We start from the raw sequence: 21,597 nt of genomic DNA on the forward strand, positions 1-21,597 counted from the left end.
GGCAGCCACAGCAGCCGCCCCGGTCACGAGCCCGCCTGGTCCTGGCCGGTGGAGGCCTCGACCGGCGCGCGCCCGTTGACGCCCACCTTCCCCGAGGCCACGCCCGCCCGCCGCCGGTAGGACTCGACGAACTCGAGCAGGTCCTGCCCGCGCGGGCGCCGGCCCGGCCGGATGTCGGCGGTGCTGACCTTGTCCTCCTGGATGTGGGTGTTCGCGTCGAGCACGATGCCCAGCAGGTCGTTGGCCGAGTCACCGGTCGACAGCCCGCTGTAGGCCCAGTGGTAGGGCATGCCGATCTGGTGCACGACCTGCCCGCCGCTCAGCCGGATCGGCCGGATCCGCTCGGTGACCAGCACCTTCGCCTCGATCGCCGTGCGCGTGCTCACCAGCGTGGCGTACTCGCCGTTGGTCAGCCCGCGCAGCTCGGCCAGCTCGGGGCTGACCTCGACGAAGAACTCCGGCTGGAGCTCGGCGAGGTAGGGCAGCGTGCGGCTCATCCCGCCGGCGGTGTGGTGCTCGGTCAGCCGGTAGGTGGTCACCTGGAACGGGAAGACCTCGCTGAGCGAGGGGTTCTCCCGGTTCCACGGCCCCTCGATCCGCTCCACCGTGGGGCTGGCCTGCTGCTTGTAGAAGGCGTTCTCGACGACGGACTCCACCGGCTCGTAGTGCGTCGGCAGCGGCCCGTCGACCAGGCCGGCGGGCGCGAACAGCCACGCCTTGCCGTCGCCCTGCATGACGAACGGGTCGTTGCCGGCCAGCGCCGCCTGCGCCTTGGCGCCCTCCGGCGGCACGTAGTCCGGCCGCTTGTCCACCTCGAAGTCGGGCACGTCGGGGCCGGTCCAGCGGCCGGCCTCCTCGTCCCAGTACACGTACTTCTTGCGCTCGCTCCACGGCCTGCCGTCGGGGTCGGCGGAGGCGCGGTTGTAGAGCATCCGGCGGTTGAGCGGCCACGCCCAGCCCCACTCGGAGGCGACCGCGCCCTGCTCCCGCGCCGGCTTGCGCCGGGCGGCCTGGTTGACCTCGTCGGCGTAGACGCCGCAGTAGATCCAGCAGCCGCCGCTGGTCGACCCGTCGTCCTTCATCTCCATGTAGGACGACAGCGCCCGGCCGTCGGGGCCGACGCCGTTGATCTCGCGCAGCACCGCCTCGGCGTCGGGGTCCTGGGTCTCCCCGTGCAGGGGGTAGTCCCAGGTCATGTCCAGCAGCGGCCGGTCGCGCGGATCGGTGGAGGCGGCCAGCCGCTCCCGCAGGATCCGGCCCAGGTGGTAGTAGAACCACAGGTCGCTGCGGGCGTCGCCCGGCGGCTCGACGGCCTTGTGCCGCCACTGCAGCAGCCGCTGGGTCTGGGTGAAGGTGCCCTCCTTCTCGACGTGCGTGGCGCACGGCATGAAGAAGACCTCGGTGCCGATCGTCTCCGGGGCGAACTCGCCGGTCTCGATCTCCGGCGACTCCTTCCAGAACGTCGCCGACTCGATCATCTGCAGGTCGCGGACGACCAGCCAGTCCAGGTTCGCCAGCCCGAACCGGTTCATCCGCCCGTTGGGGTGCCCGACGGTCGGGTTCTCGCCGACGAGGAAGTAGCCGTGCACCTTCCCCTGGATCATGTCGGCGATGGTCCGGTAGGAGCTGTGGTCCCCGTTGATCTTGGGGATGTGGTCGAAGCAGAAGTCGTTCTCCGGCTGCGCGGCGTCGCCGAACCAGGCCTTGAGCAGGCTGACCATGTAGGCCCGCTTGTTGCCCCAGAACCCGGCCTTGCCGGCGGCGTCGGCGCAGTACTCGTCGAGCGTCTGGTGCTGCACCGCGTGCGGCATGGGCAGGTAGCCCGGCAGCAGGTTGAACAGCGTCGGGACGTCGGTGGAGCCCTGGATGCTGGCGTGCCCGCGCAGCGCCATGATCCCGCCGCCGGGACGGCCGATGTTGCCCAGCAGCGTCTGCAGGATCGACGCCGTCCGGATGTACTGCGCGCCCACGCTGTGCTGCGTCCAGCCCACCGAGTACACCCACGCCGTCGTCCGGTCGCGGTTGCTGTTCTCGGTCACCCAGCGGGCGACCTGCTCGAAGACCGCCGGCTCGATGCCGCAGACCTCGGCCACCATCTCGGGGGTGTAGCGGGCGAAGTGCCGCTTGAGGATCTGGAACACCGTGCGCGGGTGCTGGAGGGTGTCGTCGCGCTTGGGCTTGGCCGGGATCGGCGGGCCGCCGCTGCCGGCCGCCTGCGCGCGGTCGGACTTCTTGACGTCCGGGTGCTGCTCGGAGCGGTCCTGCTCGGCGGCCTCCGCGGGGTCGTCGGAGCCCGAGTGCGGCGGCTCCTCCGGCTCGTACTGCCAGCTCGCCTCGTCGTACTGCCGGCTGTCGGGGTCGAAGCCCGAGAACAGGCCGTCGAGGTCCTCCGCGTCGACGTAGTCCTCACCGACCAGCGCCGCAGCGTTGGTGTAGGCGACCACGTAGTCGCGGAAGTACAGCTCGTTGTCGAGGACGTACCGGATCAGCCCGCCGAGGAACGCGATGTCGGTGCCCACGCGCAGCGGCACGTGCAGGTCGGCGACCGCGCTGGTGCGGGTGAACCGCGGGTCGATGTGCACGATCTTCGCGCCGCGCGCCTTGGCCTCCATCACCCACTGGAAACCCACCGGGTGGCACTCGGCCATGTTCGAACCCTCGATGACGATGCAGTCGGAGTTCGCCAGATCCTCCAGGAAGTTCGTGGCACCGCCACGACCGAACGAGGCACCCAGACCGGGCACCGTGGAGGAGTGCTATATGCGGGCCTGGTTCTCGATCTGGATCGCGCCCAGGGCGCTGTAGAGCTTCTTCATGAGGTAGTTCTCCTCGTTGTCGAGGGTCGCCCCTCCGAGGCTCGCTATCCCCATGGTGCGGTGGACGCGCCGTCCGCCGTCCTCGTCCTGCCAGCCCTTGCGCCGCGCGTCGAGCACGCGGTCGGCGATCATCTCCATCGCCGTGTCGAGGTCGAGGTCCTCCCACTCCGTCCCGTACGGACGGCGGTACTTGACCGTGGTGACCCGGGTCGGGCTGGTGACCAGCTGCTTGCTCGCGCTGCCCTTCGGGCACAGCCGCCCGCGGTTGACCGGCGAGTCGGGGTCGCCCTCGATCTGGACGATCTGCTCGTCCTTCACGAACACCCGCTGGGCACAGCCCACCGCGCAGTAGGGGCAGACGCTCTGCACCACCCGGTCGGCGGTGGCCGTACGGCTCACCACCGCCTCGGTCGCCTTGCTGCGGGCGGCCGCGCCACGTCCCAGCGGGTCGGGGCCGGTCAGCTGCCGGAACACCGGCCAGGCTTCGAGCCAGGTCTTCACCCCGGCAACTCTGCCACTGCCCGGCGGATCCGGCCGCTCGGGAGCCGCGCGCACCGTCCGGGGTACGGTCACCGAACGCAATCGGACGGCGACGGGTTGGGACGGCGAACGTGCAGATCCCCCTCCCGCACGGCTGGTCGCCCCGCCCCGGGCGGCGCCCCGACGAGGACCCGCGGGTGCAGCGCACCCGCGACCACGTGCTCGAGACGGTCCGCCGGCTGCTCACCGAGCAGGGTCCGGCGGCGCTGACGCACAGCACCGTCGCCGCCGCGGCGCGGGTCTCGCGGCAGACGCTGTACCGCTACTGGCCCACCCCCGAGCACCTCGCCGCCGAGTTGGTCACCCGCCGGGTGGCCCGCCCGCTCCCGCAGGAGCCGGATCCGGCGTCGGCGCTGCGCAGCTACCTCCGGGCCACGCGGGCCGGCTTCGAGGAGCCCGCCACGCGCGCCGCCTACGCGATGCTGATCGCGGCGGCCTCCGGCGACGCGGAGATCGCCGCGGTGCTCACCGGCATCACCGAGGACCGGCGCCGGGTGCTCAACGGGATGCTGCCGCCGGAGGACCGGCTGGACCACGACGAGTACGCGCTGGTGGTCGGGCCGGTGGTGCACCGGGTGCTGATCGCCGCGCAGCCGGTGACCGACGAGCTGGTGGAGCGGGTGGTCGCGGCCTGGGAGCGCCGCCCACCTCGGGCATAGGAGGCTATCCGCACGTTTCCGGGCCCGATCCGTGCAAGAGCCTCCTATGCCGAGCTCCCGGGCGGGCCCGGACGCACGAGGGCCCCGCCCGGACGTCGTCGTCCGGACGGGGCCCTCGCGGAGCTCGCGCGTCAGGACACGGTGATCGTGTACGCCCCCGACGACGCCGGGCTGTTGCTGTAGATGCCGACCTCGACGTAGAAGTACGAGTCGTCCGACCCGCCGTAGAGCTCGAAGCTCTCGGTGTCGCCCTCCCACTGGCTGTCGAACGTCTCCGACGAGTAGTCGGTGCCGGTGCCGTCGACCATGACCTTGACGTCCAGGTCGGAGCTCAGCGGGGTCACCTCGACGGTCACCGTCGCGCCGGCCGGCACGTAGACGGTGTGGTAGGTGTCCGCCACGCCCCCGGAGACGTAGCCGTCCACCGAGGAGGCGCCGTCGACGGCGCCGCCGCCGGAGGTGCCGGAACCGGAGCCGCCCGAGCCGGTGTACTCGCTGGCGAACAGCTCGTAGTCGGCCGGCTCGCCGTCGAAGTTGCAGACCTGCAGGTCGAAGTCGGTGCCGCCGTCGGTGTCGAAGACGTCACCGCCCGACCCGTTGCTGCGCACCCACTCGACCTGGCCGTCGGGCTGGTAGGCGCCGACGTCGGAGCCGCTGTCGAGCGTGACGCTCACCAGGTCGGTGCCGCCCACGTCGATCCGGTGCTGCACGCAGGCGCCTCCGGCGACCGTGCCGCTGGCGGCCTGGCCCCACGCGACCTCCTGCGACGGCATCGCGTACAGCGCCACCGACGCCGTCCCGTCGCCGTCGTCGTCCCAGACGACCACGCGGCCCTCGCCACCGCCCGGATAGGTGGCCGCGGAGAACGCCGCGTCGACGTACTCGTGGGCGCCGGCGAACGAGGCGTAGTCGTAGGAGTCACCGGTGACGGAGACGGTGTAGTCCACGCCGTCCTCGGCGTCGAAGGTGTAGACGGCGAACCCGGCGTCCCCGATCGGCACCTCGGTCGTCTCGTCGGTGTCGAGCGAGCCCGACGGCTGGGCGAACTCCTCGAGGCCCTGCTCGGCGAGCAGCTGCAGCAGGGCGTCCTCGTCGAAGCCCTCGACGGCCTGGTCCAGGTAGTCCCAGACCGTGCCGAGCGGATCGATGACCCACTGGCCGTCGCGCTCCTCGACGATGACGTGCACGTCCTCGACCGAGAGCAGCTCGCCGCCGGCCTCGAAGCAGGAGTCGGGGTCACCGCTCGGGCAGGCGACGTTGACGTCGACGTCCTCGGTGTCGTAGCCGTCGCTCACCGTGCCGGTGATGCTGAGCAGCGACACCGCGGCGCGGCCGTCGCTGACCTCCCCGGCCCGGGTGCTGACGTCGATGTCGAAGACCAGGTCGTCGACGTCCTCCTCCTCGCGCAGCGACTGCAGCAGCGCGTCCTGGTAGACGGCGAACACCCCGCCGGCCTGGTCGGTGGCCTGCTCGAGGGCGGCCACCAGGCCGGCGTTGTTCAGCGTGCCGACCAGCGTCTGGACGGCGTCCTCCGGGTCCTGCCCGCCGGCGCCCTCCGGCACCTCCTCACCGGCCCGGTCGTAGTCGCCCGAGGGCAGCCCGCCGGCCTGCACCGCGTACTCGGCGATGGTGAACAGCGGGCTGACGTACCAGCCGTCGCCGTTGTCCACGGCCATGAGGAAGGGCTGGGTGCCGCCGGGGCCGCCGACGGCCAGGTCGGTGAGGTCGAAGCTGCCGCTGGCGTCCTCGATGCTGCCGTTGGCCTCGAGGGCCTCGCGCAGCTCGGGGCTGAGCTCGTCGGCCGCGACGTCCCAGGTGAGCTCGCCGCCGATGATGTTCACGCGGGCCACGTTGTCGCTGAGCATCTCGATGTCGGTCTGCAGGCCCTCGACCTGCAGGTCCAGGCCCGAGACGAAGGTGTCGGACGACGCCTGCTCGTCGACGCCGAGCTCCTTGGCCTTGGCCGCGGCCTTCTCGTAGACGTCGGCCAGCTCGGCGAACTCGCCGGGCTCGAGGACGGCGACCACGCCGGCCGGGTCCTCGCTGGAGAGCGCGGAGGCGAGGTTGGCCACCGCCTCGTCGGGCGAGCCGGCGCCGGAGGACGAGAGGAACACCGCCGCGGCGGCGACCCCGCCGGCGAGCACGACGGCCCCACCGGCGACTGCCGGGATCACCCACCGGCGCTTCCTCGGCGCCGGCGGCTGCTGGTCGGGCGCGCCCGGGGGCACGGTCCAGGACGGCTCCTGCGCGCCGGGGTACCCGGGGTCGGGCTGCGGCGCGTACTGCGGCTCGTACTGCGGCGTCTCGTACTGCGGCGCCTCGTACTGCGGCGGCGCGTAGGCCGGCTGCTCGTAGGTCGGCTGCTCGTAGGCGGGCTGCTGGGGGGCCGGCTGGCCGGGTGCCGGCGCCCAGGGCTGCGGCTGCCCCGCGGCGGGCACGGTCCACTCGCCGGTCGACGGACCGCCGGGAGCCGGCGTCCACACCGGCCCGGTCGGCGTCGACGGCGGCGGCGCGGGCGGGGTGGCGGCGAGGTCGGTGCCGCAGCCGGCGCAGAACCGGCCTCCCGGCTCCGACGCCCGACCGCAGGTCGGACAGGTCACGGTCTTCCTCCAGCGGTGGTGCGGACGAGCCGGGCCACCCGCGGCCCGGCGAGCAGGATCAGTCCGGCGGCGACGGCGGCGACGGCCGCCCAGAGGCCGGGGCCGGACTGCAGCAGAGGGGACCACCAGGTCGCCCCTGCCAGGACGAGACACGCCGCGGCGGCCAGCCAGAAGACCACCAGCCGGGCGGTGCGGGCCGTGGGGCTCGGGCTGAACGCCGTCCCGGCGACGGCCAGGCCGCAGGCCGGCAGCAGCGCCAGCGGAACGGCGCCCCACGCCGGCACCCAGCTGCCGACGGCGCCCGAGCCGACCAATCCCACCAGGCCGAAGCCGGAGACGCTGGAGGCCAGCCCGCTGCCGGTCCACGGCACGGCGAAGGAGACGACGAGCAGCAGGCCCACGGCCAGCCACGGCAGCGAGATCCGCCGGGCCGGGGACGGCGCACTGCGGGCGCGGACCGACCTCGCCACCTGCCCACCCCCCGTGCCGGTCGCGGCGCCGACCCGGCCATGAGAGCCCCCGCCCGTTCCGGAAGCAACGCCCCGCGCCGCGCCGGCACCATCCCGTGACGCAACTGCCCCAGCAGCCCCCCAGGGCATAGGAGGCTCCACCCACGTATCGGGGCCCAGGACGTGCGCAGAGCCTCCTATGCCGGGCACCCGATCGCGGGACGACGAGGCCGGAGCGTCACCGGGCGGGCCGATACTGGACCGGTGACCGCCCCGGTGCTGCACTTCCTCGGCCACTCGACCGTGCGGGTCGAGCTCGCCGGGCGCACGGTGCTCACCGACCCCGTGCTGACCCCGCGCGTCGGTCCGCTGCGCCGGGTGGTGCCGCTGCCGGCACCGGCCACCTTCGCCGGGGTGGACGTCGTCGTCATCAGCCACCAGCACGGCGACCACCTGCACCTGCCCTCGCTGCGGCTGCTGGGCCCCGACGTGCGCGTGGTGGTGCCCCGCGGCGCCGGCGCCTGGCTGCGGTCGCGCGGCCTGCGCCGGGTCGACGAGCTCGCGCCCGGGGAGTCGCTGGCCGACGGCGACCTGCGGATCACCGCCGTCCCGGCCGACCACAGCGCGCACCGCTGGGGCCCGCGGCTGACCCACGGGCCCGACGCCCCGGCGGTCGGCCACCTGCTGGAGGGCGACGGGCAGCGGATCTACGCCAGCGGCGACACCGACCTGTTCGACGGGATGACCGCGCTCGGCGACGGCGGCATCGACGTCGCCCTGCTCCCGGTGTGGGGCTGGGGGCCCAACCTCGGCCCCGGCCACCTGGACCCGCCGCGCGCGGCCGAGGCGGTGGCCCGGCTGCGGCCGCGGCTGGCCGTGCCGGTGCACTGGGGCACCCTCGCCCTGCCCGGCGCCACCACGGTGCCGCCGCTGCGCGGCCGGATGCGCCGGCTGCTGGTCCAGCCGCCGCGCGACTTCGCCGCCGCGGTCGCCGCCCGCGGCCTGGACACGCGGGTGCTGCTGACCGAACCGGGCCGGCCGGTGCTGCTGCCCGAGCCCGATCCCGCGGAGTCGCCGTGAGCGTGCTCGCCGACGGCTGGACCGACGCCGGGTCGATCGGCTACCCGGTGGTCTTCGGCGGCGTGCTGCTCGGCTCGGTGGTGCCCGTGGTGCCCACCGGCGCGGTCGTCGGCGCGGGCGCCGCGGTGGCGGTGAGCTCCGGCCAGCTGGACCTCCTGCTCGTGCTCGTGCTGGCCACCCTCGGGGCGTGGCTGGGCGACGTCGTCACCTTCGCCGTCTGCCGGTCCGGCGGGCCCGCGGCGGTCCGCTGGGTCGCCCGCGGGCAGCACGCCGACCGCATCGAGGAGGTGCGCGAGCAGTTCCGCCGGCACGGCTGGCAGATCGTCGTCGTCGGCCGGCTGCTGCCCGCCGGCCGCATCCCGGTGCTGCTCGCCGCCGGTGCCCTGGCCTATCCGTGGCGGCGGCTGCTGCCGGCCTCGCTGCTGGCCGCGACGCTGTGGGCGATCGCCTACGCCCTGCTCGGGGTGGTCAGCGGCGGCATCTTCGACTCCCCGCTGCTGGCCACCCTGCTGGCGACCGTGCTGGTCCTCCTGGTCGGGGCGGTGCTCAACGTGCTGGGCGCGCAGCGCCGCCGGACGCGGCGCGCGGCGGCCGCGGAGCACCCGGAGGAGACCACGCCCTGCACGCCGGGGCAGGCATGACCGACGGCGCTCCCGGCCGCGTCCTCCAGCGCGGGCGGACGGCGGCGCGCATCGTCGGCGTCTGGGCGGCGGCCACCGGCGCGCTCGTCGTGCTCGACGCCTGGCTCGTGCGGTTCGACATGGGCTCGTGGTGGCAGCCGCCGGTCGCCGCGCTGCTGCTCGGCGTGCTCACCGGCGTGGTCTGGCCGCTGGTCATGCGGATCGCGCTGCCGGTCGCCCTGCTCACCCTCGGGCTGGGCAGCTTCCTGCTGCTCGGCGCCGCGGTGCTCGGGCTGTCCTTCCTCATCCCCGGCGTGATGATCGCCGACCTGCGCACCGCCGTGCTCGTCGTCGTCGGCATGGCGGCGGTGTCCGGCCTGGTCAGCAGCGTGCTGGCGATCGACGAGGACGAGGTCTTCTTCCGCCGCGCCCGCCGCCGCGCCCGCGGGACCGCCGGCCTCGCCGACTGCCCGCCCGGCGTGCTGTTCCTGCAGATCGACGCGCTGGCCCACGAGACGGCCCGGCGCGCGGTCGGCGACGGCTCGATGCCGACGCTGGCCTCCTGGCTGCGCTCGGGCAGCCACACCATGACCGCCTGGCACACCGACTGGAGCTCGCAGACCGGCGCCTCGGTCAGCGGCATCCTGCACGGCTCCAACCACGACGTCTTCGGCTTCCGCTGGTACGAGAAGGAGCGCGACGCCCTGGTCCGCGTCTCCCACCCGGTCGACGCCGCCGAGGTGGAACGGCGGATCTCCGACGGCCGCGGGCTGCTGGCCGGCGGCGGCGCCGGCCACGGCAACCTGTTCACCGGCGACGCGCCGCACGTGAGCCTGACCATGAGCGCGCTGGCCCTGGTGCCCGCCGGCCGGGCCCGCCGGCGCCCCCGGCGGTCCCGCGCAGCGGTCGGCTCCGGCTACTACGCGTACTTCGCCAACCCGGTGAACGCGCTGCGCACGCTGGCGGTGTCGGCGGTCGACATCGGCCGCGAGCTGGTCGCCGCCGCCCGGGAGCGCCGGCTCGACGTGCGCCCGCGGGTCTCCCGCGGCGGGCTGTGGCCGCTGATGCGCCCCGGCACGACGGTGATCGCCCGCGACATCGTCGTCTACGCGATGCTCGAGGACATGCTGGCCGGGCGGCCGGTGGTCTACGCCGACTTCCTCGGCTACGACGAGGCCGCCCACCACGGCGGCCTCGAGCGGGCCGACAGCCTGGCCGTGCTGCGCAGCATCGACCAGCAGGTCGGCCGGCTGGCCCGCGCCGCCCAGCTGGCGCCCCGGCCCTACCACCTGGTGCTGCTCTCCGACCACGGACAGACCCAGGGCGAGGCCTTCGCCACCCGCTTCGGCGAGACGGTGGAGCAGCTGGTCGGCCGGTTGTGCGGCGGCGGCCCCGCCGCCCCGGGCACCGCCGGCCCGCGGAACAGCCGGCGCCCCGCGGACGAGGCCTGGCAGCTCGGTGCCGCGCTCGCCGAGAGCGCCGGCCCGATCGCCCGGCGGCTGCGCGAGCGGGTGCAGCGCGCCGCCGGTCAGCCGCACGCGCACGAGCTGCCCGGCGACGCCGGGGGCGCGGTCCCCCGGGTCGCGCCGGGGGTGGTCACCGTGGTGTCCGGGCACACCGCCTCGATCTCCTTCGCCGACCTGCCCGGCCGGGTGCCGCTGGAGGAGATCGAGCGGCACTGGCCCGACCTGCTGCCCGGCCTGGTCGACCACGACGGCGTCGGCTTCCTGCTGGTGCACTCGGCCGAGCGTGGGCCGCTGGTGCTCGGCCGCGACGGCATCCTGCGGCTGGACACCGGCGAGGTGCACGGCACCGATCCCCTCGCGGGCTACGGCGAGCACGCGGCCGCGCTGGTCGCGCGGGTGTCGGGGTTCCCGCACTGCCCGGACGTCGTCGTCAACAGCCGGTGGGACGCCGACGCCGGCGAGGCCTCGCCGTTCGAGCCGCACGTGGGCTCGCACGGCGGCCTCGGCGGGCCGCAGCAGTTCGGCTTCCTCGCCCACCCCCGCTCCTTCGCCGCGCCGGGGGAGATCGTCGGCGCCGAGCAGCTGCACCGCGTGCTGCGCGGCTGGCTCACCGACCTCGGCCACCCCGAGCCGACCGGCGAGGGAGCCGCGATCGGCCGCGACAGCGCGGCCGCCCGGGGCCTGCGGCCCGCGCCGGCCGACCGGCGCGTGAGCACTGCGTGAACAGCGCCCCCCGCCCCTGGCGGCCCGGCGTCGGCGTCCCGGACAGTGGGGCGATGAGACCCGACGCCGCCGCCTGGTTCCGCAACCGGACGACGTCGGCCGCCTCCCTGGCCGACCTCGACGTGCCCGCGCTGCTGCGCGCCAAGCGACGCGGCGGGCACCGCGTCAGCGTCGTCCTCCCCGCCCGCGACGAGGAGGCCACCGTCGGCCGGCTGGTCGCCGACATCGCCGCGCGCTGGGTCCGCCGGGTGCCGCTGGTCGACGAGCTGCTGGTGGTCGACTCCGACTCCACCGACGCGACCGCCGCCGTGGCCCGCGCCGCCGGTGCCGACGTCGTCGCCGCCGCCGACGTGCTGCCCGCGCACGGGTCGCGGCCGGGCAAGGGCGAGGCGCTGTGGAAGTCGCTGGCGGCGACCACCGGCGACCTCGTCGTCTTCCTCGACGCCGACCTGCTCGGCGACGTCGCGCACTACGTGCCGGCGCTGCTCGGGCCGCTGCTGGCAGATCCGCAGGTCGGCTACGTGAAGGGGTGCTACACCCGGCCGCTGGAGGTCGAGGGCGTGAGCACGCCGGCCGGGGGCGGCCGGGTGACCGAGCTGACCGCGCGCCCGCTGCTCAACGCGCTGTGGCCCGAGCTCGCCGGCGTCGTCCAGCCGCTGGGCGGCGAGTACGCCGGCCGGCGCAGCGTGCTGGAGCGGGTGCCCTTCGTCTCCGGCTACGGCGTGGAGGTCGGGCTGCTGGTCGACCTCCTGCAGCTGACCGGCCTGGGCGGGCTGGCCCAGGTCGACCTCGGCGTGCGGCGGCACACCTCCCAGGCGCAGGAGGCGCTGGGCCGGATGGCCGGGCAGGTGGTCTCCACCGTGCTCGCGCGGGCCGGCGGCGCCCGGGAGGCCGGCGGGCTGCTCACCCAGTTCCGGCACGACGGCGCCGGGTTCGTGCCGGTGAGCACCCCGGTCGCCGTCGACGAGCGGCCGCCGATGGCGACGGTGCCGGAGTACCGGGCCCTGCAGGCCGCTTCCGGCTAGGCGAGCGGCGTCTCGTCCAGCCTCGTGGCCAGGTCGCCGGGGGTGTCGAACAGCGCCACCGCCCCGGCGTCGCGCAGCTCGTCGTCCCCGAAACCGCCGGACCGCACCACCACCGCCGGCATCCCCGCGTTGTCGGCGGCCTTGACGTCCCACACCGAGTCGCCGACCAGCACGCTGGTCGCGTCGGCCGGTGCGCCGAGCTTGCCCAGCGCCACCTGCAGCAGGTCCGGCGCCGGCTTGGTCGCCTCGACGTCCTCGCTGGTGGTCCAGTCCTCGGCGAGCTCGCGGGCGTCGAGCATGTCCAGGTACTGCTCGACGTGGTGCGGCTTGCCCGAGCTGGCCAGCACCACCCGGTGCCCCCGCTCGCGCAGTGCCACGAGCAGGTCGCGCGCGCCCGGCAGCACCGACACCTCGCGCATGAGCGGATCGGCCTCCTCGACCCACCGCTCGCGGGCCCGCTCGCCGATCCGCTCCTCCAGCTCGTCGCCGCCGATGGCCGCCACCAGCTGGTCCCCGCCCATGCCGATCAGCCGGTGGATCCGCCAGACGGGGAAGGTCTCCCCGAGCGAGCGGAAGGCGCGGTACCAGGCGAGGGCGTGCTGGTAGTTGGTGTCGACGAGGGTGCCGTCGACGTCGAGGACGGCGATCGCGGGGGAGGGCATGGAGCGGCCCATGCCCCGCACCCGCCCCCGCCACTCCTCCGGCGGTCAGCCGCCGTGGACCACCAGCCCGCGCACCGTCTCCCCGGCCGCCTGGTCGCGGAAGCCGGCGTTGATGTCCTCCAGGGCGTACCGCCGGGTGATCAGCCGGTCGAGCTCCAGCCGGCCCTCCTCGGCCATGCGCAGCAGCCGCGGGATGTCGACGGCGGGGTTGCAGGCCCCGAACAGCGTGCCCTGGATGCGCTGCTGGAACGCCGTGGTCAGCTGGCCGCTGAGCTGGACGACGCCGTCCTCCGGCCGGTCGGCGAGCGCGGTGAGCACCACCGTCGCGCCCTTGCCGGCGCACTTGTGGGCCGCGGCCATGACCTCCGGCGACATCTTGCCGACGGCGACCACGACGACGTCGGCGCCGGTGCCCCGGGACAGGGAGCGGGCGAGCTCGGCGGCCTCGGCGAGGTCGGCGACGGTGTGCGTGGCGCCGACGCTCTCGGCGAACTCGCGGCGCATGGCGACCGGGTCGACGCCGATGACGTGCAGCGCGCCGACCGAGGCCGCCCCCTGCACGGCGTTGACCCCCACCCCGCCGAGCCCGGCGACCACCACGGTGTCGCCCGGCCGCACGCCGCCGGCGTTGACCGACGAGCCCCAGCCGGTCGGCACGCTGCAGGCGGTCAGCGCCGCGGTGTCCAGGGGCAGCCAGGGGTCGATCCGCACGCACGAGTACTCGCTGAGCACGCTGTGCCGGGCGAAGGCGCCGACCATGCAGAACGCACCGAGCTCCTCGCCGTCCAGCCGGAACGGATAGGTGCCGGTCGGCAGCTTGCCGGTGGCGATCGTCGCGCCCTTGTCGCAGATGCTCGAGCGGCCGGAAGCGCAGAACCGGCAGCGCCCGCAGGCGGGCAGGAAGCTGGTGACGACGTGGTCGCCGGGCTGCACGCGCGTGACGCCGTCCCCCACCGCGAGGACGACGCCGGAGCCCTCGTGCCCGCCGACGATCGGGTACCGCCCGCCGGGGTTGCTGTGCCGCAGGTGCTCGTCGGAGTGGCAGAGCCCGGCGAAGGCCATCTCCACCAGCACCTCGCCGGGACCGGGGTCGACCACCTCGAGCTCCACGATCTCGTAGTCCGTGCCCGCTCCGCGCAGCACTGCGCCTGTGGTCCTCACCGGGGATCGCGTTCCTTCCACTCCTGCGACGTCGTCCCGACCAGCATGGACGCGCCCCCACGGCGCCGGGCACCCGGCCTCCCGCCCCGCGGGCGGCCCGCTACTGCGGCAGGATCGACCGGTGCCCGCCTCCCCCACCGCGCAGCCGTCCGCCGCCCCGGCCACCCGCTGCCCTGGCTGCGGCACCGTGCTCGCCAGCACCGGTGCGGTGGCCGCGCCCGCCGGCGCCTCGGCCGAGTGCGCCCGGCTGTTCGAGGAGACGATGCGCGGGCTGCGCGAGGAGGCCGGCACCGATCCGCGGGCGACGGCGACGGCGGCCCTGGCCGACGACGCCTACGCCGCCCAGCACCCCGATCCGGCCGCGGCGGAGCGGCTGCAGGCGGCCCTGGACCGGCTGGCGGGCCTGCTCGGCGGTGGCGCGGCACTGGACCCGGCCGGCCCGCGGCCGCAGGTGTGGCAGATCACCCCCGCCGACGTCGCCGCCGACCTCGACGTCATCGACCTGCACGTCCTCGTCGAGGCGTGGGCCCGGGCGGTCGCCGCGGACTGGGCGCGCGCCGCGCAGGGCCCGAGCCGGCCGTCGTCATCTACGCAGCGTTGATACGATCGCAACTGTGGGTGAACTCGTTCGGCGCCGTGCGCTCAAGAAGGAGGCCACCCGCACCCTCGTCCGAGACACCGCCCAGGCGCTGTTCGCCGAGCGGGGATTCGACGCCGTGACCGTCGCCGACATCGCCGCGGCCGCGGCGGTGGCGGTGCAGACGGTGTTCAACCACTTCCCCACCAAGGAAGAGCTCTACTTCGCCGACCGGACGCCGTGGGTGGTCGGCCCCGCCGACGCGGTGCGCGACCGGCCGGCCGGCACCTCGCCGCTGGCCGCGCTCGACGCCTACGGCCAGGAGCGGGTCGGCGCGCACATCGAGGCGCTGCGGCACGGGCAGCTGCAGGGCTTCTGGGACGTCGTCGACAGCTCCCCCGCCCTGCGCGCGCACGAGCTGCGGCTGCACCACGAGGCGGTGGTGCGGCTGCGCGAGGAACTGGTCGAGGCGTGGCGGCAGGACAGCACCCAGGCACCGGCCGGTGACCCGCTGGTCGCGGCCTCGGTGCTCGCCGCCGGCTGGCTGGCCGCCGTCCGCGCGGTGGTCCGCGAGGAGCCCTACGCGCGTGCGGACGTGCCGGCGGAACGCAGCACCGCGGCCCTGGGACAGGCCCACCACGTCCTCACCGACCTCGCGAGCCTGCTGGCCGGGCACCCGGCGGACCCGGTGCGGCGCGCCGGCTGAGCCGGCTCAGACGCCGGCGGTCTGCCGATCGGGCGCGACCAGCGGCACGAGCACCTCGTCGACCACCCGGTCGACGTGCTCGGCCAGCATCGCGCCGTCGCCGGCCGTGGTGAACCGCTGCCACCAGAACGCCTCGAGCACCGAGCCGAGCAGCGCCAGCCGGGCCTCGGGCACCTCGTGGCCCCGCGCGGCCGACCGCATCCCGATCTCGGCGACCGCCGCGGCCAGGGGCTCGACCAGGGCGGCCTCGAGGCCGGCCCGGAGGTCCTCGTCGTGCCGGGCGGCGCCGACCAGGCTGGCCGCGGCCCGCTCCTCGCGGGACAGCGGCTCGCGCCACCGCTCGACCAGGGCCCGCACGTCACCGCGCAGCGACCCGGTGTCGGCCGGCGTGGACACCAGCTCGAACCGGCCGACCGCGTGCCGCGCGAGGGCGGCCATCGTCGGCCAGCGCCGGTAGATGCCGGCCTTGCCCGCACGGGCACGCGCGGCGACCCGGTCACTGTTGAGCTTGCCCCAGCCCTCGTCGGCGAGGATGTCCACCGCGACCGACACGAGTTGCTCCGAGAGCTCGGCGCTCAACGGCCGGCCAGGGGTGCCGGTCACGCGGGCCTCCAGTTCATGCGCACCGCGACATACTGGCTGGTCACTTGTGCGACCACAACGACATGGTCGACAACGAATAAAGACCATTCAGTCTTGTTTCGAATCGTCAGGCGCCGGCCGCGCTCTCCACGTGCACCTGCACGCTCCGGCCGTCGTCGGCCGACCAGCCCTTCTTCTCGGCGTAGGCGAGCATGCCGTCCCAGGCGCCGGCCCAGCCCTCCGCGGTGGCCTGCGGCTCCGCGGCCGCGCGCAGGGCGGCGACGTCGAGGTAGCCCGTGTCGGCGCCCTCCATCCGCCCCAGCCCGGCCTCGCGGAGCGCCCGGTCGGCCTCCTCGTCGGTCACCGCGCCCAGCGCCAGGTGCAGCTTCGTCAGGTCGTCGACGTCCACGACCCGCACCTCCGGCACCTCGTCGGCGCCACCCACCACCTCGACGATCACGGTCTACCTCCGTTGGACTGGGTCACCACCTCCGCCATTCGCGCGCGAAAGGCGGAGGTCAGGGGGTCCTACACATGCCACGGGAACCGGGCGAAGTCCGGGTCCCGCTTCTCCAGGAAGGCATCGCGGCCCTCCACGGCCTCCTCGGCCATGTAGGCCAGCCGGGTCGTCTCCCCGGCGAACAGCTGCTGACCGACCAGCCCGTCGTCGATCAGGTTGAACGAGTACTTGAGCATCCGCTGGGCGGTGGGGCTCTTGGCCACGATCCGCCGGCCCCAGTCCAGCGCGGTGGCCTCGAGCTCCGCGTGCGGCACCACCCGGTTGACCATGCCCATCCGCCAGGCGTCCTCGGCGCTGTACTCGTCACCCAGGAAGAAGATCTCGCGGGCGTACTTCTGCCCGACCTGCCGCGCGAGGTAGGCCGAGCCGAAGCCGCCGTCGAAGCTGCCGACGTCGGCGTCGGTCTGCTTGAACCGGGCGTGCTCCGCGCTGGCGATCGTCAGGTCGGAGACGACGTGCAGGCTGTGCCCGCCGCCGGCCGCCCACCCGGGGACGACGCAGACGACGACCTTCGGCATGAACCGGATCAGCCGCTGCGCCTCGAGGATGTGCAGGCGGCCGCTGGAGTTCTCGCTGTGCTGGTAGCCGTAGCGCCCCCGCACCCGCTGGTCGCCGCCCGAGCAGAACGCCCATCCGCCGTCGCGCGGGCTGGGGCCGTTGCCGGTGAGCAGCACGCAGCCGACGTCGGTGGACAGCCGGGCGTGCTCCAGCGCGGTGATCAGCTGGTCGACCGTCTGCGGGCGGAAGGCGTTGCGCACCTCCGGCCGGTCGAACGCGATGCGGACGACGCCGGCGTCCACGGCCCGGTGGTAGGTGATGTCGGTGAACTCGAGGCCCTCGACCGGTCGCCAGGCCTCCCGGTCGAAGATCTCCGAGACGTCGTCGCGCGCGGTCATGGCCCGAACCTAGTGCCGGGCGCCGGACCCGGCTCAGCCCAGCCCGCCGCCGACGAGCCCGCCGGCGCCACCGACCACGCCGCCCACGGCACCGCCGACGCCGCCCACCACGCCACCGACGACGTCGTCGACGACCTCGCACACGCAGTCGGCCGGGTCCTGGGGAGCGGGCTGGGGAGCCGGCTGCGGCGCGGGAGCGGGAGCCGGCGCGGGAGCGGGAGCCGGCGCAGGAGCCGGTGCCGGTGCCGGAGCCGGCGCGCCACCGCCGGTGCCGGGACGCGGGGTGCCCGAGGAGCCGCCGGCACCCGTGGCGCCGGTCGTGCCCCCACCCGTCGTGCCCCCACCCGTCGTGCCACCGCCGCCGGTGCCGCCGGGCGCCGTGCCGCCTCCCGGCGCCGCGGGTGGCACCTGCCCGGGCACCGGCGCACCGCCGCCCGTCCCGGGGACCGTCCCGCCGCCGGCGACGGCGGTGTCGCCGCCCGGGGCCGCGCCACCGGCCGGGACGTCCTGCACCGAGGCCGCCGGCGCAGGCGTCGCGCCGGGCCCGGGCACCGGGGTGGTGCGGGCCGAGGGCACGGTGGCCACGCCCGGCCCGCCGGTGGGCTCGCGGTCCTCCTCCGCCGGCACCGACGCCGGCCCCGACGCGCTGGGCCCCTCGTCGCGGGTGGCGAGCAGCGGGGACACGACCATGCCGGCGATGGCCAGCGCCATCAGCACCCGCCACCACAGCCGCTGCCGTGGCGTCCGGACGGCCGAGGGGGTGCTGGCCCGGGCAGCGTGCGGAGCCCGGTGACGGTGACGGCGGGGAGCCACGGCTCGACTCCGTTCTGTGCAAGGGAGGGCGACGCCACCCTCGATAGGCACGCACGCCGGTTCCGAAACGCCCCGCGCGGCGGGGCGCCGCGGGCCGTAGCGTCGGCCGGGTGCCCGGCGGCCTTCTCCTGCGCGTCGGCACCCTGAACCTCGCCTCGGGGCGGGCGGCCGGCGGCGGCGTCCTCTCCCCGGCGGCGCTGCGCGCGGCCGTCGGCGTCCTCGACGTCGACGTGCTGGCGCTGCAGGAGACCGACGCGGCCCAGCCCCGCTCGGCCGGCACCGACCAGGCCGCCGAGGTGGCCGCCGCGCTGGGAGCCGTCGACTGGCGGGCCGCGGCGACCGTGGCCGGCACGCCCGGCCCCACCCGCAGCTGGACGGCGGTCTCCCCGCCGGTGCTGCGCGGCCCCGGCGACCCGGTCGCCGGCCCGGCCTACGGCATCGCGCTGGTCAGCCGGGTGCCGGTGCTGCGCTGGTCGGTGCTGGAGCTCGGCCACGGCCGCGGCCGGCTGCCGCTGAAGGTGACCGACCCGCGCACCGGCCGGCCGCGGTGGTGGTGGTTCCCCGACGAGCCGCGGATCGCCGTCGCCGCGGAGCTGGCCGGGCTCACCGTCGTCGGCACGCACCTGTCCTTCGCGCCGCCGACCGCGCTGCGCCAGCTGCGCGCGCTGCGCCGGTGGGCGGCGACGCTGCCCGGCCCCGTGCTGGTCGCCGGCGACCTCAACCTGCCCGGAGGGCTGCCGGCGCGGGTGCTGGGCGGCACCGCGCTGGTGCGGGCTCCGACGTTCCCCGCGCCCGAGCCGCGGCTGCAGCTGGACCACCTGGTCTCCCTCGACGGCGGGCCGGCCGCCGTGGAGTCCGCCGTCCGGACGCTGGCGATCGGCGACCACCGGGCGCTGACGGTCGCCGTCCGCGCCGGGTGAGGTCAGGGCAGCAGCGCGCGCAGCCGGGGCAGGGAGGCGGCCAGGCCCGGGTGCAGGGCGACGCCGTCAACCCCGGCCAGCGGGATCCAGTCGACCGCGGTGCTCTCGCCGTCCAGCCGCAGGCCCCCGGGCTCGATCGTGCGGGCCGGCCGGGCCAGGACGGTCGTGTAGGCCCAGCCGCCGTGGTCGTCGACCGACCGGGCGCCGAGGACGACGTCGGCGGCGTCCAGACCCAGCTCCTCGCGGGCCTCGCGCAGCGCGCCGTGCTCGGCGGACTCACCGGCGTGCAGCGCGCCGCCCGGCGTGCCCCAGGTGCCGCCGTGGTGCGACCAGGCGGCGCGGTGCTGGAGCAGCAGCTCGGTGCCGCGCACGCCCTGGCGGTGCAGGAGCAGCCCGGCCGCGCCGACCAGACCCCAGTGCCGGTGCCCGAGGGCGCAGGTCGCCCAGCCGTCGGTCGGGGAGAACGCCACGGAACCAGTCAACCGCACGGATCGGGGCCGGGGAGGGCTCCTGGCAGGATCGCCGGGGAGACGCACGCCACGGGAGGCAGCAGCGATGGGCACCACGACGACGATGGCCGAGATCCCCGGCCTGGTCGGCACCGACCTCGGCGCCACCGACTGGGTGGAGGTGACCCAGGAGCAGGTGGACCAGTTCGCCGAGGCCACCGGTGACCACCAGTGGATCCACGTCGACGTCGAGCGCGCCACCGCCGAGAGCCCGTTCGGCGGGCCGATCGCCCACGGCTACCTGACGCTGTCGCTGCTCGCGCCGATGTTCGGCACGCTGTTCGCGGTCAGCGACATGGCGATGGGCGTGAACTACGGGCTGAACAGGGTGCGCTTCCCCGCGCCGGTGCCGGTCGGCTCGCGGGTGCGGCTGACGGCCACCGTCTCCTCGGTCGACGAGGTCGCCGGCGGCCTGCAGGTGACGTTCGCGGCGGTCGTCGAGCGCGAGGGCGGCGACAAGCCGGTCTGCATCGCCGAGCCGGTCTACCGCTACTACGGAGGCTGAGCCGGGTGCGGGTCGCGGTCTTCACCGGCTCCCACAGCGGTCCGCCGTCCCACGTGGCGGCGGCCGCCGAGTTCGCCGGCGCCCTCGCCCGGGCCGGGGTGGGCATCGTCTACGGCGGCGGGCACGTCGGCCTCATGGGCACCGTGGCCGACGCCGCGCTGGCGGCCGGCGGCGAGGTCATCGGGGTCATCCCGCAGCACCTGGTCGACCAGGAGCTCGCCCACGGCGGGCTGCCGCAGCTCGAGGTGGTCGGCTCCATGCACGAGCGCAAGGCGCGGATGGCCGAGCTGTCCGACGTCTTCGTCGCCCTGCCCGGCGCCGCCGGCACGCTCGAGGAGCTGTTCGAGGCCTGGACCTGGGGCATGCTCGGCCTGCACGCCAAGCCCACGGCGCTGGTCGACGTCGACGGGTTCTGGCAGCCGCTGCTCACCCAGCTGCGCCGCATGGTGGACGACGGCTACCTCGACCGCGCCCGGCTCGACGCGCTCGGCGTCGTGACCACCGCGGCGGAGCTGCTGGACTTCGTGGCGGCCTACGAGCACCCCGCCCGCAAGTGGAACGGAGTGCCACCGCGCGGATAGTGCGCCCCTGGCACTCCACCGGGCCGGGAGCGGCGCCGCCGCCTAGCGTCGGCGGCGTGGAGCACCGGGACGTCGTCGTGGTCGGGGGCGGCCCGGCCGGTGCCGCGGCCGCGCTCGCCGCGCGGCGCGCCCGCCCCGGCGCCTCGGTGCTCGTGCTGGACCGCGCCGACTTCCCGCGCGACAAGGTCTGCGGCGACGGCGTCGCCCCCGAGGCCCTCGACGTGCTCGCCGTCCTGGGCGTCGACCCTGCCGCGCTCACCGCCGGCTATCCGGCGGTGCCCTGCCTCTCCCTGCGGGCTCCGCGCGGCGCGGCCGTCGAGCGGCGCACCGCCCGCCCGTCGCACGTGGTGCCGCGGGAGGTGCTCGACGCGCGGATCCTCGCCGCGGCGCTCGCCGCGGGAGCGGAGTTCCGCCGGCGGACCGTGCGGACGGTGCTGGACGACGGCGACGGCGTGGTGGTCGACGGCACCCTGCGGGCGGGCGTGCTCATCGGTGCCGACGGCGCGGAGTCCGTCGTCCGCCGGGCGCTGGGCGTCCCCCGCAACCGCGACGACCGGCTGGCCGTGGCCATCCGCGGCTACGCCCCCGAGCCGCCGGTGCGGCCGGGCGTGCAGGTGCTGGTGACCACCGAGCAGCGCTGGCCGGCCTACGCGTGGTCGTTCCCGCTCGGCGACGGGCGGGCCAACGTCGGCTACGGGGAGCTGGTCTCCGGCGGGGCCACCCGCGCCGCGCTGGTGGAGGGGCTGCAGCGGCTGCTGCCGGGGGTCGAGCCCGGCCCGCTGCGGGCGCACCGGCTGCCGCTGTCCACCGGCCGGCCCCGGCAGCCCGACGGCCGGGTGCTGCTGGCCGGCGACGCCGCCTCGCTGATCAACCCGCTGACCGGGGAGGGCATCTTCTACGCCGTCCTGTCGGGGGCGCTGGCCGGTGCGGCCGCCGCGGCCGGGGCCGGATCGGGAGCGGCCTACCGGCGGGCGCTGCGCCGGCGGCTGGCCGGGCACCTGCGCTCGTCGTCGGCGGCGTCGGCGCTAAGCCGGTGGCCGTCGGTCATGGACGCCGCCGTCCGGGCGGCCGCGGCCGACCAGCGGGTCTTCGACGACGTCGTGGCGCTCGGCCTGGCCGACGGCCGGCTGGGGGCGCGCACGCTGCTGGGCGCGGCCCGCCACCTGCGGTGGCGCGGATGAGCCGCG

General features: G+C 75.8%; 20 protein-coding genes and 1 pseudogene. 11 read left to right on the plus strand and 10 right to left on the minus strand.

The window, feature by feature from the left end:
• Positions 1-23: 23 nt before the first annotated feature.
• Positions 24-3,317: pseudogene (fdh, locus tag ACI79R_RS21580) on the minus strand (formate dehydrogenase).
• A gap of 110 nt (positions 3,318-3,427) precedes the next feature.
• Between fdh and ACI79R_RS21585 the strand changes: the two are divergent.
• Positions 3,428-4,015: a TetR/AcrR family transcriptional regulator gene (locus ACI79R_RS21585; RefSeq protein WP_456575730.1), complete on the plus strand. Its 588-nt coding sequence runs from the start codon at positions 3,428-3,430 to the stop codon at positions 4,013-4,015.
• A 131-nt stretch (positions 4,016-4,146) separates the two neighbouring features.
• On the opposite strand, the gene ACI79R_RS21590 is transcribed toward ACI79R_RS21585, so the two are convergent.
• Entirely contained in the window at positions 4,147-6,615 is a 2,469-nt protein-coding gene (locus ACI79R_RS21590) for a hypothetical protein (protein ID WP_456575731.1), read from the minus strand.
• Entirely contained in the window at positions 6,612-7,085 is a 474-nt protein-coding gene (locus tag ACI79R_RS21595) for a hypothetical protein (protein ID WP_456575732.1), read from the minus strand. Before ACI79R_RS21595 ends, ACI79R_RS21590 begins: the two co-directional genes overlap by 4 nt.
• Positions 7,086-7,328: 243 nt before the next feature.
• Between ACI79R_RS21595 and ACI79R_RS21600 the strand changes: the two genes are divergently transcribed.
• From ACI79R_RS21600 to ACI79R_RS21615, 4 genes are read left to right on the plus strand one after another with little or no spacing between them, the layout of a single operon-like run.
• The gene (locus ACI79R_RS21600) at positions 7,329-8,144 is read left to right on the plus strand and encodes an MBL fold metallo-hydrolase (RefSeq protein WP_456575733.1); all 816 of its coding nucleotides are present in this window, start codon (positions 7,329-7,331) and stop codon (positions 8,142-8,144) included.
• On the plus strand, positions 8,141-8,785 hold the full coding sequence (locus ACI79R_RS21605; RefSeq protein WP_456575734.1) for a DedA family protein: 645 nt from the start codon (positions 8,141-8,143) through the stop codon (positions 8,783-8,785). Before ACI79R_RS21600 ends, ACI79R_RS21605 begins: the two co-directional genes overlap by 4 nt.
• Positions 8,782-10,953, plus strand: a complete 2,172-nt coding sequence (locus tag ACI79R_RS21610; RefSeq protein WP_456575735.1) for a phage holin family protein — start codon at positions 8,782-8,784, stop codon at positions 10,951-10,953. The genes ACI79R_RS21605 and ACI79R_RS21610 overlap by 4 nt, the downstream gene beginning before the upstream one ends.
• A 53-nt stretch (positions 10,954-11,006) precedes the next feature.
• Positions 11,007-11,978, plus strand: a complete 972-nt coding sequence (locus ACI79R_RS21615) for a glucosyl-3-phosphoglycerate synthase (protein ID WP_456575736.1) — start codon at positions 11,007-11,009, stop codon at positions 11,976-11,978.
• Here ACI79R_RS21615 and ACI79R_RS21620 read toward each other — a convergent pair.
• Both ACI79R_RS21620 and ACI79R_RS21625 read right to left on the minus strand, forming a co-directional pair.
• Positions 11,975-12,652 (minus strand): HAD family hydrolase, encoded by a 678-nt coding sequence (locus ACI79R_RS21620; protein ID WP_456575737.1) that lies wholly within the window; start codon positions 12,650-12,652, stop codon positions 11,975-11,977. The genes ACI79R_RS21615 and ACI79R_RS21620 overlap by 4 nt on opposite strands.
• A 33-nt stretch (positions 12,653-12,685) precedes the next feature.
• The gene (locus ACI79R_RS21625) at positions 12,686-13,801 is read right to left on the minus strand and encodes an NDMA-dependent alcohol dehydrogenase (RefSeq protein ID WP_456575738.1); all 1,116 of its coding nucleotides are present in this window, start codon (positions 13,799-13,801) and stop codon (positions 12,686-12,688) included.
• 121 nt (positions 13,802-13,922) lie between these two features.
• On the opposite strand from ACI79R_RS21625, the gene ACI79R_RS21630 reads away from it, so the two are divergent.
• Together ACI79R_RS21630 and ACI79R_RS21635 are read left to right on the plus strand one after the other, a co-directional pair.
• A complete protein-coding gene (locus tag ACI79R_RS21630) occupies positions 13,923-14,402 on the plus strand; it encodes a DUF5946 family protein (RefSeq protein WP_456575739.1) in 480 nt (159 codons plus the stop codon).
• Between the two features lie 13 nt (positions 14,403-14,415).
• Entirely contained in the window at positions 14,416-15,084 is a 669-nt protein-coding gene (locus tag ACI79R_RS21635) for a TetR/AcrR family transcriptional regulator (RefSeq protein ID WP_456575740.1), read from the plus strand.
• 6 nt (positions 15,085-15,090) lie between these two features.
• Here ACI79R_RS21635 and ACI79R_RS21640 read toward each other — a convergent pair whose 3' ends face one another.
• From ACI79R_RS21640 to ACI79R_RS21655, 4 genes are all read right to left on the minus strand, one after another.
• Positions 15,091-15,687, minus strand: coding sequence for a TetR-like C-terminal domain-containing protein (locus ACI79R_RS21640; protein ID WP_456575741.1), 597 nt, complete (start codon positions 15,685-15,687; stop codon positions 15,091-15,093).
• Between the two features lie 106 nt (positions 15,688-15,793).
• Positions 15,794-16,126, minus strand: a complete 333-nt coding sequence (locus tag ACI79R_RS21645) for a hypothetical protein (RefSeq protein ID WP_456575742.1) — start codon at positions 16,124-16,126, stop codon at positions 15,794-15,796.
• A gap of 68 nt (positions 16,127-16,194) precedes the next feature.
• The gene (locus ACI79R_RS21650) at positions 16,195-17,082 is read right to left on the minus strand and encodes a 1,4-dihydroxy-2-naphthoyl-CoA synthase (protein ID WP_456575743.1); all 888 of its coding nucleotides are present in this window, start codon (positions 17,080-17,082) and stop codon (positions 16,195-16,197) included.
• Positions 17,083-17,115: 33 nt separating this feature from the next.
• A complete protein-coding gene (locus ACI79R_RS21655) occupies positions 17,116-17,895 on the minus strand; it encodes a hypothetical protein (RefSeq protein ID WP_456575744.1) in 780 nt (259 codons plus the stop codon).
• A gap of 110 nt (positions 17,896-18,005) precedes the next feature.
• Between ACI79R_RS21655 and ACI79R_RS21660 the strand changes: the two genes are divergently transcribed.
• Entirely contained in the window at positions 18,006-18,815 is an 810-nt protein-coding gene (locus tag ACI79R_RS21660; RefSeq protein WP_456575745.1) for an endonuclease/exonuclease/phosphatase family protein, read from the plus strand.
• Between the two features lie 2 nt (positions 18,816-18,817).
• Here ACI79R_RS21660 and ACI79R_RS21665 read toward each other — a convergent pair whose 3' ends face one another.
• Positions 18,818-19,285, minus strand: coding sequence for an NUDIX domain-containing protein (locus ACI79R_RS21665; RefSeq protein ID WP_456575746.1), 468 nt, complete (start codon positions 19,283-19,285; stop codon positions 18,818-18,820).
• Positions 19,286-19,370: 85 nt separating this feature from the next.
• Here ACI79R_RS21665 and ACI79R_RS21670 point away from each other — a divergent pair, with 85 nt between their 5' ends.
• Genes ACI79R_RS21670 through ACI79R_RS21680 form a run of 3 tightly spaced genes read left to right on the plus strand, consistent with a single transcriptional unit; the run spans position 19,371 to position 21,591 of the window.
• Positions 19,371-19,829, plus strand: coding sequence for a MaoC family dehydratase (locus ACI79R_RS21670; RefSeq protein WP_456575747.1), 459 nt, complete (start codon positions 19,371-19,373; stop codon positions 19,827-19,829).
• A gap of 5 nt (positions 19,830-19,834) precedes the next feature.
• Positions 19,835-20,410 (plus strand): LOG family protein, encoded by a 576-nt coding sequence (locus tag ACI79R_RS21675; protein WP_456575748.1) that lies wholly within the window; start codon positions 19,835-19,837, stop codon positions 20,408-20,410.
• Between the two features lie 56 nt (positions 20,411-20,466).
• Positions 20,467-21,591, plus strand: a complete 1,125-nt coding sequence (locus ACI79R_RS21680; RefSeq protein WP_456575749.1) for a geranylgeranyl reductase family protein — start codon at positions 20,467-20,469, stop codon at positions 21,589-21,591.
• Positions 21,592-21,597 lie beyond the last annotated feature (6 nt).

Source organism: Blastococcus sp. SYSU D00820, from assembly GCF_054050695.1.